Source organism: Pseudomonas sp. S2_H10, from assembly GCF_054668285.1.
Genome location: NZ_CP162754.1, coordinates 4,461,038 through 4,478,838, shown reverse-complemented (window position 1 = coordinate 4,478,838; position 17,801 = coordinate 4,461,038). Strand labels below are relative to the sequence as shown.

General features: G+C 63.1%; 13 protein-coding genes and 1 pseudogene. 3 read left to right on the top strand and 11 right to left on the bottom strand.

From position 1 onward, the window contains the following. Window positions 1-169 precede the first annotated feature (169 nt). Window positions 170-1,183 (top strand): annotated as a pseudogene (locus AB4O16_RS20000) (methyl-accepting chemotaxis protein); the annotation flags it as partial. 42 nt (window positions 1,184-1,225) lie between these two features. After that, window positions 1,226-2,089, top strand: a complete 864-nt coding sequence (locus AB4O16_RS19995; protein ID WP_371317832.1) for a methyl-accepting chemotaxis protein — start codon at window positions 1,226-1,228, stop codon at window positions 2,087-2,089. A gap of 145 nt (window positions 2,090-2,234) precedes the next feature. Here the strand turns inward: AB4O16_RS19995 and AB4O16_RS19990 are convergent, their stop codons facing one another. The 8 genes from AB4O16_RS19990 to AB4O16_RS19955 form a co-directional block, all read right to left on the bottom strand. Then, window positions 2,235-2,654 carry a PIN domain-containing protein gene (locus AB4O16_RS19990; RefSeq protein WP_460155629.1) on the bottom strand — a complete coding sequence of 140 codons (420 nt, stop codon included), beginning with the start codon at window positions 2,652-2,654 and terminating at the stop codon, window positions 2,235-2,237. Continuing rightward, window positions 2,651-2,896 (bottom strand): FitA-like ribbon-helix-helix domain-containing protein, encoded by a 246-nt coding sequence (locus tag AB4O16_RS19985; protein ID WP_460155628.1) that lies wholly within the window; start codon window positions 2,894-2,896, stop codon window positions 2,651-2,653. Before AB4O16_RS19985 ends, AB4O16_RS19990 begins: the two co-directional genes overlap by 4 nt. An 87-nt stretch (window positions 2,897-2,983) precedes the next feature. Continuing rightward, window positions 2,984-4,306, bottom strand: a complete 1,323-nt coding sequence (locus AB4O16_RS19980) for a DUF1329 domain-containing protein (protein ID WP_460158076.1) — start codon at window positions 4,304-4,306, stop codon at window positions 2,984-2,986. Between the two features lie 197 nt (window positions 4,307-4,503). Further along, window positions 4,504-6,459 (bottom strand): DUF1302 domain-containing protein, encoded by a 1,956-nt coding sequence (locus tag AB4O16_RS19975; protein ID WP_178120770.1) that lies wholly within the window; start codon window positions 6,457-6,459, stop codon window positions 4,504-4,506. A 59-nt stretch (window positions 6,460-6,518) separates the two neighbouring features. Then, window positions 6,519-7,808, bottom strand: a complete 1,290-nt coding sequence (locus AB4O16_RS19970; protein ID WP_460155627.1) for a phospholipase — start codon at window positions 7,806-7,808, stop codon at window positions 6,519-6,521. Between the two features lie 240 nt (window positions 7,809-8,048). Continuing rightward, window positions 8,049-9,617, bottom strand: coding sequence for an FGGY-family carbohydrate kinase (locus tag AB4O16_RS19965; protein ID WP_160389513.1), 1,569 nt, complete (start codon window positions 9,615-9,617; stop codon window positions 8,049-8,051). Between the two features lie 20 nt (window positions 9,618-9,637). Further along, window positions 9,638-11,227: a glycerol-3-phosphate dehydrogenase/oxidase gene (locus AB4O16_RS19960; protein WP_460155626.1), complete on the bottom strand. Its 1,590-nt coding sequence runs from the start codon at window positions 11,225-11,227 to the stop codon at window positions 9,638-9,640. 5 nt (window positions 11,228-11,232) lie between these two features. Continuing rightward, a complete protein-coding gene (locus tag AB4O16_RS19955) occupies window positions 11,233-12,828 on the bottom strand; it encodes an FAD-binding oxidoreductase (RefSeq protein ID WP_460155625.1) in 1,596 nt (531 codons plus the stop codon). Window positions 12,829-13,038: 210 nt separating this feature from the next. Between AB4O16_RS19955 and gliR the strand changes: the two genes are divergently transcribed. Beyond that, window positions 13,039-14,055 (top strand): AraC family transcriptional regulator GliR, encoded by a 1,017-nt coding sequence (gene gliR, locus AB4O16_RS19950; protein WP_160389516.1) that lies wholly within the window; start codon window positions 13,039-13,041, stop codon window positions 14,053-14,055. A 15-nt stretch (window positions 14,056-14,070) separates the two neighbouring features. On the opposite strand, the gene AB4O16_RS19945 is transcribed toward gliR, so the two are convergent. The 3 genes from AB4O16_RS19945 to AB4O16_RS19935 are packed head-to-tail and all read right to left on the bottom strand — an operon-like array spanning window position 14,071 to window position 17,754. Further along, on the bottom strand, window positions 14,071-15,528 hold the full coding sequence (locus tag AB4O16_RS19945; RefSeq protein ID WP_460155624.1) for an N-acyl-D-amino-acid deacylase family protein: 1,458 nt from the start codon (window positions 15,526-15,528) through the stop codon (window positions 14,071-14,073). A gap of 1 nt (window position 15,529) precedes the next feature. Beyond that, window positions 15,530-16,390 (bottom strand): MurR/RpiR family transcriptional regulator, encoded by an 861-nt coding sequence (locus tag AB4O16_RS19940; RefSeq protein WP_160389518.1) that lies wholly within the window; start codon window positions 16,388-16,390, stop codon window positions 15,530-15,532. A 14-nt stretch (window positions 16,391-16,404) separates the two neighbouring features. Then, on the bottom strand, window positions 16,405-17,754 hold the full coding sequence (locus tag AB4O16_RS19935; RefSeq protein ID WP_460155623.1) for a GntT/GntP/DsdX family permease: 1,350 nt from the start codon (window positions 17,752-17,754) through the stop codon (window positions 16,405-16,407). Between the last annotated feature and the right edge of the window lie 47 nt (window positions 17,755-17,801).

Genomic DNA, 17,801 nt, shown 5'->3' with positions numbered 1-17,801 from the left:
AAGCTTAAAAGCACTGTAAAAACTTTGTTACAGAATCCATTGGGAAAAATCCTTTCAGCTCCAGGGATTGCTGCCGATACATCCTGCTTACACAGCTTGGCGGCCCCCAAAAAAAACAATCTTCCAGCCAACCGACGACAAAGAAGCACTACGTTCCTGGAGGAATTTGATGAATAGCTGGTTCGGCAACATCAGCGTGAACATGAAACTGGGCCTGGGGTTTGGCCTGGTCCTGGCACTGACCTGCGTCCTCGCCCTGACCGGCTGGACCAGCCTGGGCGGGCTGATCGACCGCAGCAACTGGATGAGCGACATCACCCAGCTCAACGCCGGCCTGACCAAGCTGCGCGTGGTTCGCCTGCAATACATGCTGACCAACGGCGACGAAACCGCCGCGCAGAGCGTGCAGACCACCCTCGACGCCTTCTCGGCCCAGCAGCAGGCCCTGCTGGTGAAGTTCAAGAGCCCGGAAAACCTCAAGCTGCTGCGCGAGCAAGGCACCGTCATCGACGCCTACAAGACGTCCCTGGGCAAGATGCGCAACGCTTATCGCGCCGGCAACAGCGCCCGCGACGCCATGAGTGCCAACGCCGAAACCGCCAACACGCTGATCAACGACATCAACACCCGCGTGCAGCAAATGCCGCTGAGCGACCAGCGCTTCGAACAGTTCCAGGCCATCACCGCAGCCAAGGAAGCGTTCCTGCTCGCTCGCTACGAAGTGCGCGGCTACACCGCCACCACCAATGCCGAAACCGAGCAGAAAGCCGTCGGTCAACTGGACGCTGCCATCGCCAGCCTGAAACCGCTGAACGCGCAATTCGCCGACTCCCAGCAAGATGCCCTGCGCCAACTGGAAACCGCACTGGGTAACTACCGCAGCGCCTTGCAGGCCTACAAGGCCGCCAGCAATGACGCGGTGCAAGCGCGCAAGGAAATGACCGACCAGGGCGCCGCCATCGTGTCCCAGAGCGATCAGCTGTACCAGATCCAGCTCGACCGCCGCGACGCCGAAAGCGCCCGCGCGCGCACCCTGCAGCTGATCAGCACCCTGCTGGCACTGCTGGTGGGCATCATTGCCGCCGTGGTCATCACGCGCCAGATCACCCGCCCGTTGCGCGAAACCCTGGCGGTGGTCGATCGCATCGCCAGCGGCGACCTGTCCCACAATGTGCTGGTCACTCGTCGTGACGAAATCGGCGTATTGCAGCAAGGCATCGCGCGCATGGGCGTGACCCTGCGCGATTTGATCAGCGGCATCCGCGATGGCGTGACCCAGATCGCCAGCGCCGCCGAGGAACTGTCGGCTGTGACCGAACAGACCAGCGCCGGGGTCAACAGCCAGAAAGTCGAAACCGATCAGGTCGCGACCGCCATGCACGAGATGACCGCCACGGTGCAGGAAGTCGCGCGCAACGCCGAAGAAGCCTCGCAAGCCGCGGCGGCGGCGGACGGCGAAGCCCGTGAAGGCGACAAAGTGGTCAACGAAGCCATCGCCCAGATCGAGCGCCTGGCCAGCGAAGTGGTGCGCTCCACCGAAGCCATGAGCGTGCTGCAACAGGAAAGCGACAAGATCGGCAGCGTCATGGACGTGATCAAGGCCGTGGCCGAGCAGACCAACCTGCTGGCGCTCAACGCCGCCATCGAAGCGGCCCGCGCCGGTGAAGCCGGTCGTGGTTTTGCCGTGGTCGCCGACGAGGTCCGCGGCCTGGCCCAGCGCACACAGAAATCCACCGAGGAAATCGAAGGCTTGGTGGCTGGCCTGCAGAACGGCACGCAACAAGTGTCGGCGGTGATGAACAACAGCCGCGTCCTCACCGACAGCAGCGTGGCCCTGACCCGCAAGGCCGGCGAGTCACTGGAAAGCATCACCCGCACGGTGTCCAACATCCAGTCGATGAACCAGCAGATCGCCGCCGCAGCCGAACAGCAAAGCGCCGTGGCCGAAGAGATCAGCCGCAGCATCATCAACGTGCGCGATGTGTCGGAACAGACCGCTGCGGCGAGCGATGAGACCGCCAAGTCCAGCGTTGAGCTGGCGCGGCTGGGTGGTCAGTTGCAGCAGATGGTGAGCCACTTCCGCGTCTGACATTCGCCTTGCGGTGAATGAAAGATCCCTTCGCGAGCAAGCTCGCTCCCACAGGTCAAGAGTCGAACACAGAATCTGTGAACGACCCAAAACCCTGTGGGAGCGAGCTTGCTCGCGATTGCATTCTGGATGACAGCGAAGATGCTCAGGCCTCCCAAGGATTGATGACCTCAACCCCGGAAAATCCGAAGTCGCGAACATTGCGGGTGGCTATGGCAGCCCCATGGCTTCGGCAAGTGGCGGCAATTTGCGCATCTGCCATTGAAACCACACGCCCATTGGCCTCTGCACCGGCAGTCAGCGTTGCGTACTCGACAGCGGCATGAGCATCGAACGGCAAAATGCGTCCGGCAAAGTCCTCTTCGAACATTGCCATGGCATGGGCTTCAAGTTTTTGTTTGCGCTTGCCGGAAGGCAGGCGTGCGATGCCGTGGAGTATTTCCGCCACCGTTACCGCACTGACTGCCAGATCCATCGATGGCTGCGCATCAACCCAGGCAAGCACCCGGGCTTCAGGTTCGACTCGCATAAACTCTGAAAGAACGTTGGTATCGAGCACTATCATTCAGAAAAATCCACCGCCGTCGCTTTCTCTGAGCGTTCTGGCAGATCAAGCTCGACGCCTCCGAAAGCGCTGAACCTGTTGCGGATCCTGCTTCCAAGTCCACCGGCGCGATCAACAGTCGCCAAGGCCCGGCCCAGAATCAGGCGAGCCTCCTCTTCCATCGAATGTCCGTTATGAGCCGCCGTGATGCGCAGCTGCTCCTTGAGCTTCTCATCAAGGTTTCTAATGGTGATGCTGGCCATGACGCCTCCTGCAATCAATGAAATCATTGATTGCAGGCTAGCACATCCTGGTAAACCAAACCCCGGCAATCTTCCCAATGGCCGATATCACCGCGTACCGCGCTGACGCAATGCCGATGGCATGAAGTAGGCGTCTTCCGGCACCGGTTGGGCGAAGTCGACGGTGGCCGGTTCTTCGTTGTCCAGGTTCTGCACGTAGTATCGACGCGCCTGCAAATCATGGAATACGTCCAGCGCGCTCCAGGTGGTGGGCAGGTCGTAGAAGTTTTTCAGGTAGGCCATCGACACCCGCCACAACTCCCCTCGCCCGTCGTATTGATCCACCAATGCGGCGCCCCAGCTGTCCTCGTCGAGAAACAGCACTCGTTTGGAATAGATATGCCGCGCGCCCGGCTTGAGGGTGCCTTCGACCACCCAGACCCGGTGCAGCTCATAACGGGTGTATTGCGGGTTGAGGTGACCCGGTGTGAGCAACTGTTCGTACTTCACCTCAGGGCTGCCGACTTTGTAATTGTTGTAGGGAATGTAGACCTCTTGCTTGCCCTTGAGCTTCCAGTCGTAGCGGTCCGGCGAGCCGTTGAACATGTCCGTGTCGTCCGCCGTACGCAGGCCGTCGGATGAGGCGATCGGGGTGTCATACGCGAGGTTCGGCGCCCGCCGCACACGGCGCTGGCCGGCGTCGTAGACCCAAGCCTGGCGCGGGTCCTTGAGCTGGTCCAGGGTCTCGTGTATCAACGCCGCACCGCCCGCCAGCCGGGCCGGGCTCTTCACGAACGCCAGGTAGTAGAACAGGATGTTTTTCAGGTCGGCGAACTGCCCGCCGGGGCGGTAATAGTTGAACAGCCCCTCTTGCTGCGAGGTCACCAGCGCGAAGCTGCCGTTGCGTTGCACCGGCGCTTCGGAAGCGCGACGGACCACATAGATGCCGCGATAACGGGTGATGTGGTTCCACAGCACCTCGACCCCGTCCTTTGGCACCGGGAACGGCACGCCGCCATAGGCATCGGCAAACCCGGTGCCGCCATCAAGCAGCTTGGCCGAGGTCGCGTTTTTCAAGGTGTTGTCATACAGCCACTGCGGCGCCGAACCCGAGCGGCGGGAGGGATAGACCGGCATCTGGAAGGTGTCGGGGTAGCTGTTGAACAGGGCGATCTGACCCGGGCTGAGGTGGGCCTTGTACTGATCGAGGTTGGCCTTGGTGATGGTGAACAGCGGCTTGTCCGCCGCATACGGGTCCGGGTGATGCTGGCCCGGCTTGTAGCCCGCCGGCGCCTGGGTGATGCCGCCGGTCCATGCCGGAATGGTCCCGGCCGCGTTACCGGCACGCTCGGCGCCCAGGGGCGTCAGCGTGGTTTTCAGTTGCTCGGCTTGCTGGGGCGTGATCGCGGCCAGCGTGTTGCCGGCGGCCATACTCAGGAATAGGGCCAGCGCGGTTTTGGTCAGTCGTGAAGTGTGAAACATGATCGTTCTCCGAAATAAAGGCAGATGCACTGCACCCAGTCCTTGTGGGAGCGGGCTTGCCCGCGATAGCGGTGGATCAGTCAACATGGATGTCGAATGTGCTGCCGCCATCGCGGGCAAGCCCGCTCCCACAGGGGAATGAGCTTTCACAAGAAGTACTTGAGGTTGAAGCCGACGTTGTCGCGGTCACGCAGGCCGTTGTCCTGTCCGCCGCCAAAGAACTCGGTGTATTGCAGCTCGGCCTCCAGCCTGTTCTGGTAGTTGGCCTTGATCCCCAGGGTGTAGGCCTTGCGGCCCTCGATGATGTTGCCCGCCTGGTAGCTGTTGCCCTCGAAGTCATCCTTGTAGACGACATAAGGCGAGACGTTGACCCCGGCATACACGTCGTTCCAGGTACCGTTGAACATCGCCGTGTAGCTGTAGGAATTGCGGTTGACTTGGTCTCCGCGCTCGCCGCCGGACACGTAGGAAAAGTTACCGGTACCCGCGTAGTAACGGCTGCTGCCGTCATAAGCGGTGTATTGCAGGCTGCTGCCGCGCAGGTGTTCGGACGCCAGTTCGAACACGCCAAACATCGAGTCGAAGGACAGGCTCGGGCCAAAGTTGTAGATGGTGCCCAGGGACGTGTTGAACGCTTCCACCCGCTCGGCGTTATTGATCTGGCTGTCGAGCGTGACCTGCTGCCCGCCGATGTTGATGGTCTGGCCGGCCGCTGCTGCGGCGGCACCATTGGCCAGGTCGCCGATCAGGTCGTTGGTGGCGGCGACCCCGATGGGCAGGTTCGGCCGATAAGCCACCTCGCCGAACACCGACGCCTGGCCCAGGGTGGTGTTGAAACTGAAGCCGTACATGCGGATGTCTTCGGCATAGCGCCGGTGCGCCTGAATATTGCCCAGCACATCCATGGTCGCCAGGCCGTTGGCCAATTGCCCCGCCTGACTGCCGGCGACACCAGCCAACAGGTTGGTCAGGGCATTCATGTCGATGCCCTGGTAGCCGCCAAGGTCGGCGGAAATGGTCGGTTCCTTGGCGTGGTAGTTGACCATGTACAAGCCGAACTCGGTGCTGTTGAGTTCTTCTGCGATGTAGCGAAAGGCGAAGCCGAACTGGCCGTCGTTGCGCGCGTTGTAATCCTTGCCGACCGTGGCCACTTTGACGGTGTTGCCAAAGGCCGGGGTGACCCCGTTGGCGTACAGGCCGGTGGTGCTCAGGGCCTGGTTGAGCAGCGGGTTGTTGCCCAGCGCGCTGTACAGATCGATCACGTTGCCGAAGCCCGGCACCGGGGTATCCAGGGCGGTGCCGCTGAAGTTGTTGTAGGCGGTGTTGCCGCCGTCGGCGAACAGGTCGGTCTGCGAGTAGAACGTGCCGACCGGGTCGATGCGGGTTTCCTTCCAGTTGGTCTGGTAGAAGCTTTCCATGGTCAGGGTGTCGGTCAGGCCGAGGTTGAAGCTGAGCGCCTCCACCGGTACCAGCACTTCCTTGACTTCGGCCCCGGGCAGACGGTACTTGGCCGCATCCACCGGGTTGGTGGTGTTGATCCCGCCACGGTAGAAAATCCCCTCGCCCCAGTTGAATACCTGGCGCCCGATACGTGCCGTGAGCGGCATCTGCGCGACGTCCCAGTTGCCATAGAGGTAGGCGTCGAGCATCTCCACCCGGCTGCCGGCGATGTCACGGGTCTGGCTGGTGAAGTGGTCGTCCTGGGGGTAACTCTGGCTGGGTTGCGACGGGTTGTTGTTGCTGTAGTAGTCGTTGCGCTTGTCCATCAGTTGGGTGTCATAGAACGCCGTGCCGCGCACGAACATCCCGTAGTTCTGATAGTTGGCCTCGAGCTCCGAGGTGATCTTGTACACCTCGGAAACCAGCCCGGTGTCGAAGTTGCGATTGCCGTCGTTGGTGTTGACGTCGTCGTTGTTCCTGTCCCGGCCCTGGACCCGCCACAAGCGGCCATAAGACAAGGTGCTGTCGAATGAGCCGGTGACCTGGTTGTCCAGCACGCTGAACTCCTTGGCCTGCACGCCGTCGACCGCGCACAGTTGCAGCAGTCCTGCCAGGCCGACGCCGGGTAGCGCTGCGCCACACAGGCGAATTCGAGTGTTCATGATCTGTTCCTCCTTCCCTGGTTTTATTGTTTTTGTGTTCGGTCAAATTGGCCGATTGGTTATGGCGCCAAACCCGCACCGGCATAAATCCGGCTGTGCGCGCCGAAATGTCCCAGCAGCATGAACAGCTGCCGGTTAAGTGCCGGATGGTCGAAATCTTCGCGCTGCAGCTGATTGCCGCTGCTGAAATCGCTGCTGACCGGCGCCGCGTCCAGCCACTGGCCGATGGCTTCATCGAATGCAGCGGAATCGTCGACGGACTCGGCACTCACCACTTCGCGCAGGTAGTCCACCGAGTACGGCGGGTAACGGGCGTCCTGTGCCGAGTCGGCATAAGCGTCGAGCATCGGATGGGGCTGACCCGCGCGCAGCAAACGACGCAGCCAGGTCGACTGATATTTCTCCACTTCCATGTGCCGGGTCGCAACGCGTTCGATGGACGCCTGCTTGTCGGCAGTGAAACCGGCCAGTGCCTTGCCCTCCAGCAGAAGGAGATTGGCGAGATCGACACCGGGCAATGGCTTGGCGTGATAAGGCTGGGTCAGGTCCTGGACGTGGTGCAGGCCCCAGCCGAGAAAGCGATAACCCCAGTAGGAATGGCCGGTGGCAAAGGCCAGTCGCGCCAACCCCATGTATTGATAGGCGCGCCAATCGGGCCAACTGCGCTCGAGAAATCCGGCAGCGGCGTACACCACCGGGCTCTCATGGAAGAAGCCCATATGGAACGGCGCCTGGGAGCTGTACTGGAACCGCGCGTCGCCGAAGGGCTGCGGGCCGAAGCCGTACAGCGCGCCGACTTCGCCGGGGTTGTCGCTGAACAAGTTGATGTCGTGGCCGTAATCCGGCTCGTCGGCGGCGCTGGCCAGGATTGCCAAGGGCGCGACTTTTTCGTTGTCGGTCACACGGATAAAGCGCTGGCGATTCCACGGTGAGAGTGTCTGCTCGACCATGACCTGCTCGGCCTTGAGGTGTTCACGTTCAGGCAGATCCTTGCCCGGCATCGGCTGGATGACCATCGCCAGATGAATCTGCGGATTGATCCGCAGCGCGGTGAGGAAATCGTGGCGCAGATTGTCCCCGGGCACGGCTGGCAATCGCAGGCTGTCGGGGCGCGGCGGGTATTGGGCGAAGTGTTCGCGGGCGAAGCGCTCCTGCTCGTCGAGCAACGCGCTCACGGCCTCGTATTGCTGCGAGAGAAACTGTTCCAGCGGTTCGACCTTGACCTGCGGTGCGTCGCGCAAGGCCGGCAGGTCCTGCAACGCCAGGTAGCTGCCCACCGTATGGTTGGACCAGCCCCAGGCCGTCGGGGCCGTTGCACAAAGCAGCAACAGGAGGAATTTCAGCTTCATTGCCTGGTTCTTATTGGATGTGCCGTGGGGATTGAGCCTAACAACCGACCCGGGCCCTGACACTGTCCGATCTCACCAGAAAAGTTCTCCGATAGCGCCACATGTGATGGCGTGAAATCACCACCGATCATTGTGGGAGCGAGCTTGCTCGCGATGGCGGCGTGTCCGTCGAGATAGATGCCGAGTGATATACCGTCATCGCGAGCAAGCTCGCTCCCACAGGGGATCTGCGGTGTTCTTTCAGGCCGGGTAACCGGTGATTTTGCGGATGCTTTGATACAACGGCTTGAGCTGTCGATACATGCGCAGGTAGACCTCTTTGTACAGTCGCTCATAGATCTGCTGCGCCTCGGGTTGCGGCATGAATACCGCGCCGACCCGCGTCATCGCGGCCATCGCCGTGGGGAAATCCGCGTGCAGCCCCAACCCCACCGCACAACAAATGGCCGCGCCCAGGCCGGACGCTTCGTAGACATGCGGACGCTCGGCCGGCAGGCCGAAAATGTTTGCCGTGAGTTGCATCGCGGCATCGCTCTGCGAACCTCCGCCGGCGACGCGCAAGCGCGTGACGGAAATCCTCGAACGCTTTTCGATCTTCTCCATGCCCTGGCGCAAGGCATAGGCCAGCCCTTCGAGGATCGCCCGGTAAATGTGCGCGCGGGTATGCACGTCGCCGAAGCCGATCATCGCGCCCTTGGCTTCCACGCCCGGCTCGCGGATGCCGGGTGACCAGTAGGGTTGCAGCATCAAGCCCATGGAGCCCGGCGGCACGGCCTCGACCAGCGCATCGAAGAGTTGCTCGGGCTCCACGCCCTGGGCCTTGGCCTGCTGCATCTCGCGCAGGCCGAACTCGTTCTTGAACCAGCTGACCATCCAGTAGCCGCGATAAATCATCACCTCGCAGTTGAATTGATCCGGCACCGCGGACGGGTAAGGCGGAATCAGCGGGACGATTTCCAGGTAGCGCGAGCGGGTGCTGGTGATCGTCGCCGTGGTGCCGTAGGACAGGCACACGGTGCCTGCGTCGACGACACCGGAACCGACGACCTCACAGGCCTTGTCGGCACCCGCTGCGATCAGCGGCAGCCCCTCGGGAATGCCGGTGTGGCGGCTGGCCTCGGCGCTGATATGGCCGAGGGTTTCGCCGGGCTTGTGCAGGCTCGGCAGTTGCTCGGGACGCACCGCCAGCGCCTGCCATTTCCAGTCGGCGGGAGCAGCCCATTTCAGACGTTTGAAGTCGAACGGCAGGTAACCGACGCAACAGCCCACGGAGTCGACAAAGCGCCCGCACAGGCGATGGGTGAGAAACCCCGAGAGCAGCAGAAACTTGTCGGTCGCCGCCCACACTTCTGGCTGATTGCGGGCAATCCAGTTGGCCTCGGCCTGGGCGCGAAAGTAGTCCACCGTGGCTTGCGCGCCGACCAGTTTGAACAGCCAGCCCCACGGTCCCTTGATACCGCCTTCGACTTCGGCCTGGCGTTGATCGAGCCACAGGATCGCCGGGCGCAGCGCCTTGCCCTGGGCATCGACGTTGATCACGGTGCCGCGCTGGGTGGTCAGGGATACGCCGGCAATCTGTGAGCGATCGATGCCGGTTTGCTGCCACAACTGCTGGCAGGCCTCACCCAGTTTTGCCCAGTAATAATCCGGGTCCTGCTCGGCCCAGCCGGGTTGCGTCGAGTAATAGGCCTGCAACTCGACCTTGCCTTTGCCCAGCAGATTGCCCTGCAGATCGAAGAGCAGCGCGCGCACGCTCTGGGTGCCATTGTCGATGGCCAATAGGTAACGCTTGTTCGGGTGGTTATCCATGGAGCTCTCTTCAATGGGCATCAATGCGTGGCATCCGGCAATCCGTGATGGCGTTGCCACAACGCCCGATAACGCTGTATCTCCTGCTGCCAACGCTCATCGTCCCAACCCAGTCGCGGTTGGCAGAGTTGGCGAATGGCAGCGAAATATTCCTCGCCACCGCGCGGCAACAACAGGCCCAGACGGGTTCTGCGCAGCAGCAGGTCATCGAGATGCAGGACCATTTCCGCGTCGCAGGCAACGGCCAGTTCCGCCCACAGGGTGTCAGTGCCGCCGACGCTGTCGTGGCCCAGTTCGGCAATCAGTTGCGCCAGCCTCGGCAGGTCACGGCCATGCCGCCCGGCCAGGCGCCGCCAGCGGCTGGCGCTGAGCCCCGGGATCGCCAGCGGCGGCACGACGGCGAACACCGGCGCGGCGTCATCATCGAAGGGCCGCTCGAGCATGCTCGCGCAGGCCCTGAGCACTTCGATGGCCTGCGGGCGAAAGGTCGTCAGCTTGCCGCCGGCCAGGGTCACGCAACCCGGCTCCTGCCACAGCACATGCTCACGGGTTTCATTCGACGGCTTGAGTTCACCCGCAGCGCTGCCCACCACCGGGCGCACGCCGGACCAGGTCGACAGCACATCGGCCGCGACCACTTCAGCGCCGGGAAACTGTTGGCGGCAGGCCGCCAGCAGATAGTGGAGTTCCTCAGGGCTGATGCTCGCGCTCTGGTCCAGATCGCCGTGATGATCCAGGTCCGTGGTGCCGACCACCGTGGCGCCCTCCCAGGGGAACACGAACACCGGTCGACGGTCGCGCTCGTGGAGGAAGGTGAAGGCTTGCGCCACGGGCAGGCGCCAGCCCGGCAACAACAGATGACTGCCACGCAACGGGCGCAACTGGCGCGGGGCATCAGGCAGGCGCAGGCGCTCGGCCCACGCGCCGGTAGCCACGGCCAGCACAGCACAACGCACTGTCAGTGATCCACCGCCCTCGCCGTCTTCGACCTGAACCGCGCAAACGCGGCCTTCTTCTCGCAGCAATTGCTGCACGCGCACGCCATTGAGCACCACGGCGCCGTCGGCCCGGGCTTCGCTCAATACGCGCATCACCAGACGCGCATCATCGGTCAGCGCATCGACAAAACAGGTGCCACCCAGCAAGTCATCTTCCTTCACCCCGGGCGCCAGATAACGCAGCTGTTGCGCATCATGGAAGTGATGGCTGCGGCGCCCGGCCAAGGCGTCATAGACGGACAGCAAACCACCCAGCACCCGCGGTCCGGGAAAGCCGCCACGGTAATGCGGCATCATGAAGCTCATCGGCTCCACCAGCCCCGGCGCTTCGTCGAGCAGGCGCTGGCGTTCACGGACCGAATCGCGGGTCAGGCGCCACTGGCCCTTGGCGATGTAACGCAAGCCGCCATGGACCATTTTCGAGGAGCGGCTGGAGGTGCCCCAGGCGAAATCGCGCTGCTCCAGCAGCAGGCAGCGCCAGCCTCGGCGCGCGGCTTCGCGCAGGATGCCGGCACCGCTGATGCCGCCGCCGATGACGATCAGGTCCCAGGTTTCATCCGCCAGCGTCGGTAGCACCCGCTGTCGCCACGCCGCGTTCCAGTCCAGGCTCATGGCCGTCACTCCTGCAACAGCGTGCCAGGGTTCAGGCGCCCGGCCGGATCAAAATGCCGACTCAGTGCCTGCAGGGTGTCCATCGCCAGCGCCCCCTTCTCGCGCTGCAGATACGGCGCGTGGTCCTTGCCGACGCCATGCTGGTGACTGATGGTGCCGTGGTTGTCGACGATCGTCTGGCTGGCCGCCTGCTTGAGCGCCTGCCAGCGCGCCAGGGTGGCGGGGTAATCCACCGCCGGGCGAAACACATAGGTGGTGTAGATGCTCGATCCTTCACCATAGACATGGGAAAGGTGGGTGAAGACATGCACCCGCTCGCCTTCGGCAGCCAAGGCGTCGCGCAGGCTGTTTTCGATCAGAGTGAGCAGGTTATCGACGTTGCTCCAGTCGGTGGCCGTTTCCAGGGTGTCCACCACGTAACCGGCGTTCCACAGGTTTTCGCGCAGGTAGGGAAAACGAAAACGGTTCTGCGCCCACTTCTTGCCGAGCAAGGTGCCGGTAAACACCCCGCCGAACGCCTTGAGGTGCTGCCGGGCCTGACGCAGGGACAGCGCATTTTGCCGACGATTGCCGGTCACGCCGAACGTCAGCAGGCATTTGCCCTCGCCAGCGCCGCGCAGGGCCAGGTACTTTTCCAGCCAGGCGATCTGCTGCGGGTGCCCGGCCAGCGCCAACTGGGTTTCGGTTTCCACCGCGTTGGACAGGCGCAGCATCGACAGCGGCACGCGCGCCTGGGCCAACTGGCGGATGGCTCGTAGCGCCTGCGGCCAATCGGGCAGAAAAACGCCGTAGAAACGTTCATCGGCAGGCAGTGCGCTGACCCGTACCTTGACCTCGGAAATGATCCCGAAGCGGCCCTCGCAACCCAGCACCACTTCGCGCAGATCAGGACCTGCCGCCGAGGCCGGGAAGGTCGGTATTTCCAACGGGCCGGCAAAGGTTTCCAGGGTCCCGCCGGCGAACAACTGCTCGATTCGCCCATAGCGCAGCGACTGCTGGCCACTGGAGCGACTGGCGACCCAACCGCCCAGGGTCGACAGCTCCCACGACTGCGGAAAATGGCCGAGGGTGTAACCACGCGCCCGCAGCTGACTTTCCACCTGCGGCCCACTCGCGCCGGGGCCGAAGGTGGCCAGCAGGCTCTCTTCGTCGAGGTCCAGCAGGCGATTCATCCGGGCCAGGGAAACCGTCACCACCGGCCGCGCGGAACTGGGTGGGTTGATGTGACCGGCCACCGAAGTACCGCCGCCATACGGAATCAGGCACAGGTCCTGTTCATGGGCGAGCGCCAGCAACTGGCGAATCTGTTCGGCGGTCTCGGGATAGGCCACGGCGTCGGGATAATTGCCCAGCGCACCCTCACGCAACGCCAGCCAGTCCGGCAGGCTCTGGCCGCGAGCATGCAGCAAACGATCATGGGCATCCACGCTGTACAAGTAGTGTTGCTGCAACCGCGACGGGGGCACGCGGGCCAATGCCGTTTCAAGCGTCGCATCGGGCAGTGCTCGACCTTCTCCCACCCGTTGCGCGAGAAAACTCGCGCCCTGGGCCGGCAGCTCGACCACCGTGGTTGCATCTCCCCAGCCGTTCCAGCGTCGCATGCGTGTGTCCCTTTTGCGGTTCTGATCAGTGATATTTCAGGCCCCCATACTAGTCAGCCGCCCGAAAGTGTCACGGTCGCATCCGGCCAGTTCGAGTAGCCAATTGAGTCAAACGTCGCGCAAGCACCAGCCATTTACTTTAGCCGTGGTTTCAAATTACCTTTCAGCGCATTCATCCGCGCATGCGGGCCTTGATCAAAGGAAACGATCATGCAATCGCTCGGCTTCACTTCAGTTCCGCCGCTGCTCAAATACCTGCGTCATGCCGAACAACTGGGCATGGCCATCGAGCCTGCGTTGGCGGCTGCCGGGTTGCAGGCACAGCAGTTGAGTGACAACAGCCTGCGGTTGCCGGGTGAAGCCCATGAACGGCTGCTCGATTATTTCTGCGAACACTCGGGCGATGCGTTGTTCGGTCTCAATGCCGCGCGTTTCGTGTTGCCCAACTCCTGGAGCGTGCTGGGCTACATCACCATGAACTGCGCGACGCTGGGCGATGCGATGAGCCGCATCATGCCGTTCGAGAAACTGGTGGGCGACATGGGCGTCAGCCGCGCCGAGGTGCAAGGCAGCGAGGTGCACCTGATCTGGACCTGCCGCCATCAACGCCCGCGCATTCGCCGGCACCTGGTGGAAAACGTGCTCGGTTCCTGGCTGCAATACGCACGCTGGATCGCCGACACGCAACTGTCACCGGCCGCCGTCTGGCTCGAACATGCCCGCCCGGCCGACACGACGCTGGCAGAGTACGAGCAGTTCTTCGACTGCCCCGTACTGTTCGACCAGCCTTACTCGGCGCTGATCGTGCCGTTGCCGTATTTGCAGTTGCCCCTGCGCCAGGCCGATGCGCAATTGCTGCGCACCCTGGAAGAACATGCCCAGGGGTTGATGGCCACACTGGAGGACGCCTCGCTGCAGCAGCGGGTCAAAAGCATCCTGCGCCAGTTGCTCAAGGAAGGCCTGCCACGCAAGGAGCAGGTGGCCGAGCAGCTCGCCGTGTCAGTGCGTACCCTGCAACGCCAGCTGCACCAGGCCGGTACGTCGTACCAGCAGATCCTCGATGACCTGCGCCAGGAGCTGGCCGAGCATTACCTGCTCAACAGCACCCTGCCGATCCAGGACATCGCCCAGTACCTGGGTTTCACCGAACCCCGCTCGTTTCACCGCACCTTCAAAAGCCGGCGCGGGATGCCGCCCGGCGAGTTCCGCCAGACCCACCGGGGTTGACGCAGTCTTCGAAACTCACTGAAACCCCGTGCGCAAATCCCCTTCCCGGGCCAGGAACCGTCCTTCCCTGCGCCCGTTGGCCTGGCCGTCGCGGTAGCTCAACACACCGTTGACCCAGACGCCCTCGATGCCTTGCGCCGCTCGTTGCGGATCGTTGAAATCGGCGACGTCGCGGACCGTCGCCGGATCGAACAACACCAGGTCCGCCCAGTGCCCTTCGCGGATTTCACCACGCCCCTTCAAACCGAAGCGGGCCGCCGACAGCCCGGTCATCTTGTGCACGGCGGTGTGCAGCGGGAACAGTCCCACGTCGCGGCTGAAATGTCCGAGCACCCGAGGGAATGCGCCCCACAAGCGTGGGTGCGGAAATGGATCTTCCGGCAAGCCGTCGGAGCCGACCATCGACAGCGGGTGCGCGAGAATCCTGCGCACATCCGCCTCATCCATGCCGTAGTACACCGCACCGGCCGGTTGCAGTTGGCGGGCGGCATCCAGCAGCGACACATTCCATTCGGCGGCGATGTCCATCAGGTCGCGACCGCCCATTTCCGGGTGCGGCGTCGACCAGGTGATGGTGATGCGGTGGGCATCGGTCACTTGCTTGAGGTCCAGGGTCGAGGAGCTCGCCGCATACGGATAACAATCGCACCCCACCGGGTGAGTCTTCGCCGCCTCTTCGAGGGACGCCAGCAGCTGTGGACTGCGCCCCCAGTTACCGGCGCCGGCGCATTTGAGGTGGGAAATGATCACCGGGCTTTGCGCATGGCGACCGATCTTGAACGCCTCGTCCATGGCCTCCAACACCGGCTCGAATTCGCTGCGCAAATGGGTGGTGTAGACCGCACCGAACGCCGTCAGCTCTTCGGTCAACTGCATCACTTCATCGGTCGATGCCGAGAAGGCGCTGGCATAGGCAAGGCCGGTGGACAGGCCCAGCGCGCCAGCCTCGAGGCTTTCGCGCAGTTGCTCGCGCATCGCGGCGATTTCTTCAGCGCTGGCGGTACGGAACAGGTCGTCCAGATGATTGCTGCGCAGCGCCGTATGGCCGACCAGTGCCGCAACGTTCAACGTGGTGTTAGCCGCTTCGACGGCCTGGCGGTAGTCGCTGAATGTCGGATAAGCGAACGCGGCGGCCGTACCGAGCAGGTTCATCGGGTCCGGCGGATCGCCACGCAAGCTCACTGGCGAGGCACTGATCCCGCAGTTGCCGACGATCACCGTGGTCACGCCCTGGCTGAGCTTGGGCAGCATCTGCGGCTGGCGGATCACCACGGTGTCGTCATGGGTGTGCACGTCGATGAAACCCGGCGCCAGCACATGGTCCTGCGCGTCGATTTCTTCATGGGCGCGGGCATCGCGCAAGTCGCCGATACGCTCGATGCGCCCGTTGAGAATGGCCACGTCGGCGGGGTATCCGGGGCTGTTGCTGCCGTCGATGATCAGGGCGTTGCGAATCAGCGTGTCGTACTGCATGTCAGTCTCCCAGCGGCAAGTGATCGTCGCCGCCGCGGTATTCGTCGAGGGCGAGTTTGATCCGCCGCAGACGTTCTTGATTGTCTTGAGGATTGGCCAGGGCCAGCTCGGTGGCGAGCACATCGATGGCCAGCAGCATGCCGTAGCGCGCTGCCGTGGGTTTGTAGATGAACGAGGTTTCCGCGCCTTGCAGGGGCAGGACGATGTCGGCCAGTTGCGCCAGCGGCGAATCGGCGCGGGTGATGGCGAGGATGCGCGCACCGTAGTTGCGCGCCAGCTCCACCGTTTCCACCAGTTCCGGGGTGATGCCGGTCAGCGAGCAGACAATCACCACCTGTTCGGCGCTGAGGCTGGCGGCGGTGACGCGCATCATCACCGCGTCGTGGCACGCCGTGATCGGATAGCCGAGGCGCACCAGGCGCACTTGCAGTTCATCGCTGCACAGGGTCGAGCAGCCGCCCATGCCGAACGCGTGAATCATCCGCGCCTTGCCCAGCAGTTTCACCGCGTCGGCGAAACGCGACTCGTCGAACGCCGCCAGGTGCTGGCGCAAGGTCGTCTCGATATCGCCGACGATCTGCCCGTAGAACGCCGACTGCTCGGGCGTGCCCGCCGGGTCGAGAAAGCGGCTGCCGACGCCGCTGGCCTGGGCCAGTTGCAAGCGCAGGTCACGCAGGTCCTTGCAGCCGACCGTACGGGCGAACCGCGACAGCGTGGCGCTGCTGACTTCCGCCCGCAGCGCCAGTTCGTCAAGGCTGGCGGAGGCGGCAAAGCCTACATCGTCGAGCATCAGGCGGGCGATGCGTCCTTCACCGGCGCTGAAGGAATCCTGACGGGCGCGGATCTGGTAGAGGATGTCCATGCAAGTGGCTCCGGCTAAATCAGGTAAGAAAGACCCACGGTCAGACCGAAGGCGACGACCGAGATCAACGTCTCGAGCACGGTCCAGGTCTTGAAGGTTTGGGCAACGGTCATGTTGAAATATTCCTTGATCAACCAGAAACCGCCGTCGTTAACGTGGGAAAAGATAACCGACCCGGCGCCAGTGGCCAGCACCAACAGTTCCGGATGGGGATAACCCAGACCAATGGCCACTGGCGCGACCACGCCTGAAGCGGTGGTCATGGCCACAGTGGCAGAACCGGTGGCGATGCGCATCAGCGCGGCAAACAGCCAGCCCATCAACAGCGGCGACAGATGAAATTCGTGGGCCAGGCCGACGATCTGGTCGGTGACGCCGGCGTCCACCAGAATCCGGTTCAAGCCACCGCCGGCGCCCACCAGCAAGGTGATGCTCGCGGTCGGCGCCAGGCATTCGTTGGTGAACTTGAGGATCGATTCGCGGTTGAAGCCCTGGGCCAGGCCGAGGGTCCAGAAGCTCAGCAAGGTCGCCAGCAACAGCGCGATCACCGAGTTGCCGATGAACAGCAAAAACTGGTTGAAACCTGTGCCCGCCGTGGAGATCAGATTGGCCCAGCCGCCGATCAGCATCAGCACCACCGGCAACAGGATGGTCGCCATGGTGATGCCGAAACCCGGCAGGCTGTCGCGCGGTTCACGTTCGAGGAACTGGCGCTCCAGCGGGTTTTCCGCAGGCAACTGAATGCGCGGCACGATGAATTTGGCGTACAGGGGACCGGCGATGATCGCCGTCGGAATGCCGATCAGGATCGCGTACATCAAGGTCTGCCCTACCGACGCCTGATACACCTGTACCGCCAGCATCGCCGCCGGATGCGGCGGCACCAGCGCATGCACCACCGAGAGCCCGGCGACCATCGGCAAGCCGACCATCAGGATCGACACGCCCACTCGCCGCGCCACGGTAAAGGCGATCGGCACCAGCAAGACGAAACCGACTTCGAAGAACAGCGGCAGCCCCACCAGGAACGCGATGCAAACCATCGCCCAATGCGCGTTCTTCTCGCCGAATCGGTCGATCATGGTCCGTGCCACCTGCTCGGCGCCGCCGGACTCGGCCATCATTTTGCCGAGCATGGTGCCCAGCGCCACCACCAGTGCGATGTGCCCCAGCGTCTTGCCGACCCCGGCCTCGTACGCCCCCACCACACCGGACGGCGGCATCCCCGCCACCAGCGCCAGGCCGATCGAAATCAGGGTGATGACAATGAACGGGTTGAGCCGGTAGCGAGCGATCAGAACGATCAGAGCGATGATGGCAATGGCGGCATACACCAGCAGCCAATAGCCGAAGGACAGGGTCATGCGGTACTCCTCGAGAGGGTCACGTCAAAATATTTGTGAAACTCTTA